Source organism: Sporosarcina sp. E16_8 (assembly GCF_017347095.1).
GTDB lineage: Bacteria > Bacillota > Bacilli > Bacillales_A > Planococcaceae > Sporosarcina.
Genome location: NZ_JADPRZ010000023.1, coordinates 42,827 through 48,979 on the forward strand (window position 1 = coordinate 42,827; position 6,153 = coordinate 48,979).

Genomic DNA, 6,153 nt, shown 5'->3' on the forward strand with positions numbered 1-6,153 from the left:
AAAATTAAACTAGGGGCGTTTGAAGAGTGGTAATCGGGAATGAGACTGGGTATACATACTGGAGGCGGTACAGTTGGCAACACCAGGTATGGAAGATTATCTTGAACAGATTTATTTGCATATCGAAGCGAAGGGCGTTGCACGTGTATCGGACGTTGCTGAATCCTTGGCAGTTCTCCCTTCATCCGTAACAAAAATGGCTCAGCGTCTCGACAAGGAAGGCTATATTGTCTATGAACGCTATAAAGGCCTCGAATTGACGAAAAAAGGGTCGACGTTCGGTGAAAAACTTGTGCGGCGGCATGATCTCCTTGAACAGTTTCTTCGAATTATTGGAGTCGATGAAGAAAACATTTATGGGGATGTTGAAGGAATTGAACATCATCTAAGCTGGAATGCGATGGATCGAATAACCGATCTGGTTGAAGCAATGGGACAAGACAATGAATTTGTTAGGAAACTACGTGTAATGGATCATAAGAAAGAGGTAGATAAATAATGGAACAACTTAAATCAGGCTATGCGGCGGAGTTAGAAGTGTTGGAGCAAGACGGTTCAAGATGGGTATTGGGTGGCGATAGCGAACAAGAACATATTATGTTGAATGCATCTGATGCAGATGAAAATATTCAAGAAGGAGATATGGTCAACGTTTTCCTTTACGTGAATAGACGCGGGGAGCTTTCAGCGACGATGCAGATGCCACATATGACAGCGGAGACATTTGGCTGGGCACGTGTAATTCGTGTAGATGACCATGAAGGAGTCTTCGTTGATATCGGTTCATCAATTGAAGTGCTCGTGAATAAAAATGACATGCCGAAAGTGCGGGCTTTATGGCCGAAGGTAGACGACGCATTGTACATGACGCTTCGAATGGATTTGGGCGGTACTATCTTTGGCCGACTTGCTACAGAAGAACGCGTATTGGAACAAATCGTTGAAGCACCTACATCAGCCTTTAATATGGACTTGAAGGCAAGAGCGTATCGCTTATTGCCAGTGGGTTCGTTTATGCTCAGCATTCCGGAAAACCACCGCATTTTCATCCACAATACAGAACAGGAACGTGAACCACGTCTTGGGCAAGAAATGACTGTGCGTATTATTGACGTCCGCGATGATGGAACGTTGAATGGTTCTATGTTGCCGCGTAAAGAGGAACGTCAGGGAGACGATGCTGAAAAAATCCTTCACTATTTGAATGAAGTTCAGGGACGCATGCCATTCACGGATAAATCGACACCTGACGAGATAAAAGAAATGTTCAACATGAGTAAAGCGTCATTCAAACGCGCACTTGGTAAACTCATGAAAGAAGGTAGAATTGAACAGAGTGAAGGATGGACATTGTTGAAGTAATACTTAGATTCGGGAACCTTTACCAACCCTGAATCGTATTAATTCCTAGAAAGAGGGGGAATCAACATGAAACGTATACTTGCACTAATGATGGCGGCTGTACTGGCTATCGGATTCTCGGTCCCGTTGGCCGTACATGCAGAAGATCCGGTCATCAATGAAAAACTTGGTGTACCAATAGTCGTTTACGGCGCAGATTTATCGGACGCTGAGAAGGAAAGTGTGAAAATAAGCCTAGGTGTTGCAAAGGAAGCAGAAGTTGAAGAAATATCTGTTGACGGCAGTGACCTTGTGAAATATATTGAAAATGGCAATGGTAAAGCAAGAATGTATTCTTCTGCTAAAATTACAAGGCAAGAGGAAGGTAAAGGGCTTGTCATCACGATTGTAACGCCAGATAATATTACAGAAGTAACGTCGGAAATATATGCGACTGCTATACTGACAGCTGGAATCGAAGATGCGGTTGTCGAAGTGGCAGCTCCAAAAAAAGTAACAGGCCATTCCGCTCTCGTGGGTATTTACAAAGCTTATGAAGTGACTGGTGAAAAACTTGATACGGAACGAACGGATGTTGCGAATGATGAATTGAATCTTGCGACGAAATTTGCAAAAGAATCCGGTGTCGATAGCGAGAAAGTAGCCGAGCTTCTAACGGAAATTAAAAAGCAAATCTCAGAGAAAAACCCCGCGACAAAAGAAGATGTCGAGAAAATTGTTACGGAACAAATGAAAAAACTTAATATTAATTTAAGTGATGCGGATCGTCAATTGCTCATAGATTTAATGGACAGAATTCGAAATTTAGATATCGATTTCAATAAATTATCCGAGCAATTATCGGATATGACATCTAAAATCAAGGAAACACTTGGTGATATTGATCCTGGCTTTTGGGAAAGTGTGAAAGAGTTCTTTGCGAACCTTTTCGAATCTGTTCAGTCTTGGTTTAAGTAATCGGGAAGCGAAGTATAGTGTCGTATTGAAAAATAGAAGTTATTGAAAAGGGGTAGTTTAGATGGAATTCGAATTTGTTGAATTGGGTGGGGACGCATTCGCGTTCCGTTATGAACAAGATGGAAAGATGCTTGCAGAAATTACATGGACGATTCTTGGGGATGTCATGGTGATGGATCATACATTCGTTTCACCGGAGCTTCGAGGACAAGGCGTTGCGAAAAAAATACTGGATCGTGCAGCTAGTTATGCGCGTGAACAAGAGTTGAAAATGGAACCTGTCTGCTCGTATGTTGTAACAGCTTTTGAACGCTACAAAGATTATGATGACGTAAAAGTGTGAAAATGGAATAATAAAAGGCAATCCATTTAGTTATAAAACTAAGGATTGCCTTTTATATTTCACGCGGTAAAGTTCTGCTCATTCATATCCCTCACAATAAAGTAATTAAGTACACTATGCCAGTTAACACAGAAGCGCCGGCGACAGTATACATCATGTCGGCTTGACTGAAAATCAGTATCTTCTCCATTTGTATGGTCCCCTTTCCTAATTAGGGCTATAATGCCTGCATATATACAAAATACCCTTACATTATTAAATGAAACATTTTTGTCATGTATTATCTGGAAAAGTGAAACCTATTCTTTAGTTAAACGTATACTCATATATAGAGATTTAGAGAGAGGTGTATTTCATGAGCCGTACAGTGGAAAAAGTATTATCGATAATAAGTGCCATATTTACGGCAGTAGGTGTTATTTTAAGTTTCGCATCGCTGGCTTTATTTAACTATGTGAAGTCGGAGCCAATGTTCCGTTTAGATTTCGATTCGGAGATGCTGGCGTATGATCCGACGCTAACACCAATGGAACTAGATTCAATCTATTCGGTTATTGCCCTAGCGGGTGGGTTTATATGGTTAATAATTATCAGCTTAATCGTTAGTTTTATCCTGACTATAATTGGAATCGTGAGTATTTGGAAGAATAAAAACCCTAAGCTTGCCGGGATTATGTTCATTATCGCAGGTTTGACTGCAGGCATTCTTTCCTTGACTTCAATTCTTCTGTATATTTCGGGTATCCTTTGTTTTACAAAGAAAATACCACTAACACAGGAATCGCAATTTGTGGATGACAAGCATGATGGAACAATGAGACCTTTATAATAATGTAAAAAACACTTTCCTCCAAAATGGGGGAAAGTGTTTTTATTAGTGCAAGGCAAGTACCGGGGAATGAATATAAAATACATATTGGGCTGTTACCACAGGATGGCCCTCGAAATATTCTTCAAAGACATCAAGTAGTTTGAAGCCTTGATTCTCATAAAAGGCTCGTCCAATCGCATTACGTTCGTCCACGTAAACAAATAATTGCTGTGCATCCGAAAGTGACGCCAAAACATGTTCAACTAACTTTTTACCATAGCCCATTTTCTGGTGAGATGGTAAAATATACATAGCAGTCAATTCGGAATCACCATCTGAATCTATTTTTGTGAAATTGGAAAAACCAACAGGAATACCTTCGCATTCAGCTACTAGCACATACGTTTTCTCCATACGTTTCAGAAGCATCGCTTCTGAATAGGAGCGATCGATAAAATTCTTTTGGATTTCCGCTGGAATAATATCTTTATAGGTTTCGCTCCAAGTCTTAAAAACAATCTGTTGAACGTGCATACTATCCTTGGCAGTCATGGGTCGGATCATTGCACTGTCACCTCTGCATTTCTTTTTGTTATCATAACAAATAACTAGGCTAAAAACTACCAATGTAATGAAAATGATATATATGGGAGAGAAGCTATATGAAGTGGACTTATCACAAGTTTGGAGAATTAAGCGGTCATGAAGTATATGAAATGTTAAAGCTGCGTGTTGATGTATTCATCGTGGAGCAAAATTGTGCGTATCATGAAGTTGATGGTCATGATTACGATGCAATTCATATATTCTGCACTGATGAGGAAGGACTGGCCGCTTATGCACGGCTGCTTCCGGCGAGTGTGAAGTACTTGGACCCGTCGATTGGTCGGGTCATCATCAGGGAGGATAGGAGGGGCACGGGGCTTGCGCATATCCTTATGGAACGAAGTGTTGACTTTGTGATAAATAATTGGAAACCCGATAGGATACGTTTGCAGGCCCAGCACCATCTAGTTGGATTTTATGAAAAGCATGGATTTAATGCGATTACGGAGCCTTATGACGATGGCGGAATTCCACATGTGGATATGTATTTATCAGTTGAATGAAATGAAAGTTTCTAAACTGGCAGTTGAGGGTATACTCTATGTACAAAGCAATTTCATTAAATCTGGGAGGAATGATTTTAATGGCTCGTAAACGAAATAATAATTTATTACTTGCAACGATGGCGGCGGGGGCTTATGCCTACTTCAGTAAAAAAGAAAACAGGGATAAGGCGCAAGTGGCTTTTACTAACATGAAAACAAAAGTTGATTCATTTATCGAATCACAAAAGTTGAACAGATCTTCTGAAACTAAATTAGGTCATTCGGATCCGTATGATCTTCAAGATAACAAAATGGTAAGTGAAGGTGCTCAAACGAGCGTCCACTATTATAACCAGGAAATTGAAGATGATGTTAAGATGACGCCTGAAACAGACGGACTCTACCATAAAAAAGAAAAGAACGATCCAGGCTCGGAACAATCCACCAAATAAAGTTAAAGAATGGTACCAAACAACAGACGCTTCCCAACATGGGAGCGTTTTTTTTACGGGTGAGAAATAAAAAAACTTATTGACTTAGAATAGGCGCCGGTCGCTTTTCTTGTTCGATTTCCGAGGAAGAAAGATAATTTTTGAATGGTCAATCATTGTAATTGAAGGGCTAGGTAAGGTATAATTTTTAATAGTTTGAAATAGTGAAGGTGAATCTAATGAAGAAGAAAATTGGGCTAGTAATGATGTTGATGACCACTGCCGTTTTTCTAAGTGGTTGTGCAGGCATCGAGAACAAAGAAGGTACATTTTACAATATTTTTGTTAAGCCTATGGACTGGTTACTGCATTTCTTTAGTGACTTTTTCAATGGGAGTTACGGTCTGTCGATTATCCTCATCACAGTATTAATTCGGTTGGTCCTTATGCCGCTAATGCTAAAGAATTATAAGTCGCAACAGAATATGAAAGTTAAAATGGATGGACTTCGCCCCGAGATGGAAGACATTCAGAAACGTTTGAAAGAAGCAAAAGAAAAAGAACAAAAAGAGGAGCAAGCGAAGCTTCAACAAGAAATGATGGGCCTCTATTCGAAGCATGGTGTCAATCCCCTTAATATGGGTTGCCTTCCGTTAGTCATCCAGATGCCAATCATCATGGGTCTTTACTTTGCAATACTTAATTCTACTGAAGTACAAACACATGAGTTTCTTTGGTTCAATCTTGGGGAACCCGATATGATTATGATGGTACTTGCTGGCGCGGTCTACTTCGTTCAAGCACGTGTATCACTATGGACAATGCCGGAACAGCAGAAGAAGCAGATGAAAGCATTTATTTACTTATCGCCGATTATGATCATGTTCATTTCATTCAAAGCGATGGCAGCGTTACCTCTTTACTGGGCGGTTGGAGGACTTCTCCTTATCTTCCAAACTTATTTAGGCCGCAAGTTCTATTACAAGCATCCTGAACCGGTTGTAGAGGGTGCTGAAGAAGTTGTAATTGTAGATGAAAATGAAAATGAAGAAGTGACAGAAACAGTAATTGAAGTAGTGAAAAAACCAAACACTACAGACAAAAAACCAAACACTACAGACAAAAAACCAAACACTACAGACAAAAAACCAAACACTA

At 40.0% G+C, this 6,153-nt stretch carries 9 protein-coding genes; 8 read left to right on the forward strand and 1 reads right to left on the reverse strand.

Annotated features, from left to right (window positions below):
* Window positions 1-73 precede the first annotated feature (73 nt).
* The 5 genes from mntR to I2484_RS13485 all read left to right on the forward strand — a co-directional run bounded on the left by mntR (window position 74) and on the right by I2484_RS13485 (window position 3,491).
* On the forward strand, window positions 74-499 hold the full coding sequence (gene mntR, locus I2484_RS13465; RefSeq protein WP_207151556.1) for a transcriptional regulator MntR: 426 nt from the start codon (window positions 74-76) through the stop codon (window positions 497-499).
* Window positions 499-1,362: a CvfB family protein gene (locus I2484_RS13470; protein WP_207151557.1), complete on the forward strand. Its 864-nt coding sequence runs from the start codon at window positions 499-501 to the stop codon at window positions 1,360-1,362. The genes mntR and I2484_RS13470 overlap by 1 nt, the downstream gene beginning before the upstream one ends.
* 66 nt (window positions 1,363-1,428) lie before the next feature.
* Window positions 1,429-2,319 (forward strand): DUF1002 domain-containing protein, encoded by an 891-nt coding sequence (locus tag I2484_RS13475; protein ID WP_207151558.1) that lies wholly within the window; start codon window positions 1,429-1,431, stop codon window positions 2,317-2,319.
* A 61-nt stretch (window positions 2,320-2,380) separates the two neighbouring features.
* On the forward strand, window positions 2,381-2,662 hold the full coding sequence (locus I2484_RS13480) for a GNAT family N-acetyltransferase (RefSeq protein ID WP_207151559.1): 282 nt from the start codon (window positions 2,381-2,383) through the stop codon (window positions 2,660-2,662).
* A 355-nt stretch (window positions 2,663-3,017) separates the two neighbouring features.
* The gene (locus I2484_RS13485) at window positions 3,018-3,491 is read left to right on the forward strand and encodes a DUF4064 domain-containing protein (RefSeq protein WP_207151560.1); all 474 of its coding nucleotides are present in this window, start codon (window positions 3,018-3,020) and stop codon (window positions 3,489-3,491) included.
* Window positions 3,492-3,536: 45 nt separating this feature from the next.
* Here the strand turns inward: I2484_RS13485 and I2484_RS13490 are convergent, their stop codons facing one another.
* Window positions 3,537-4,037 carry a GNAT family N-acetyltransferase gene (locus tag I2484_RS13490; protein ID WP_207151561.1) on the reverse strand — a complete coding sequence of 167 codons (501 nt, stop codon included), beginning with the start codon at window positions 4,035-4,037 and terminating at the stop codon, window positions 3,537-3,539.
* Window positions 4,038-4,135: 98 nt separating this feature from the next.
* On the opposite strand from I2484_RS13490, the gene I2484_RS13495 reads away from it, so the two are divergent.
* The 3 genes from I2484_RS13495 to yidC form a co-directional block, all read left to right on the forward strand.
* Window positions 4,136-4,582 carry a GNAT family N-acetyltransferase gene (locus tag I2484_RS13495; protein ID WP_207151562.1) on the forward strand — a complete coding sequence of 149 codons (447 nt, stop codon included), beginning with the start codon at window positions 4,136-4,138 and terminating at the stop codon, window positions 4,580-4,582.
* An 80-nt stretch (window positions 4,583-4,662) separates the two neighbouring features.
* Entirely contained in the window at window positions 4,663-5,016 is a 354-nt protein-coding gene (locus I2484_RS13500; protein ID WP_207151563.1) for a hypothetical protein, read from the forward strand.
* 218 nt (window positions 5,017-5,234) lie between these two features.
* Window positions 5,235-6,153 (forward strand): membrane protein insertase YidC (gene yidC / locus I2484_RS13505; protein ID WP_207151564.1); only part of this gene is annotated, 919 nt, incomplete at its 3' end.

Excerpts from the sequence above, each read along its gene's own strand:
- I2484_RS13470 (WP_207151557.1), top strand. The coding sequence starts at position 499 with ATGGAACAACTTAAATCAGGCTATGCGGCGGAGTTAGAAGTGTTGGAG.
- I2484_RS13475 (WP_207151558.1), top strand. The coding sequence starts at position 1,429 with ATGAAACGTATACTTGCACTAATGATGGCGGCTGTACTGGCTATCGGA.
- I2484_RS13480 (WP_207151559.1), top strand. The coding sequence starts at position 2,381 with ATGGAATTCGAATTTGTTGAATTGGGTGGGGACGCATTCGCGTTCCGT.
- I2484_RS13485 (WP_207151560.1), top strand. The coding sequence starts at position 3,018 with ATGAGCCGTACAGTGGAAAAAGTATTATCGATAATAAGTGCCATATTT.
- I2484_RS13490 (WP_207151561.1), bottom strand. The coding sequence starts at position 4,037 with ATGATCCGACCCATGACTGCCAAGGATAGTATGCACGTTCAACAGATT.
- I2484_RS13495 (WP_207151562.1), top strand. The coding sequence starts at position 4,136 with ATGAAGTGGACTTATCACAAGTTTGGAGAATTAAGCGGTCATGAAGTA.
- I2484_RS13500 (WP_207151563.1), top strand. The coding sequence starts at position 4,663 with ATGGCTCGTAAACGAAATAATAATTTATTACTTGCAACGATGGCGGCG.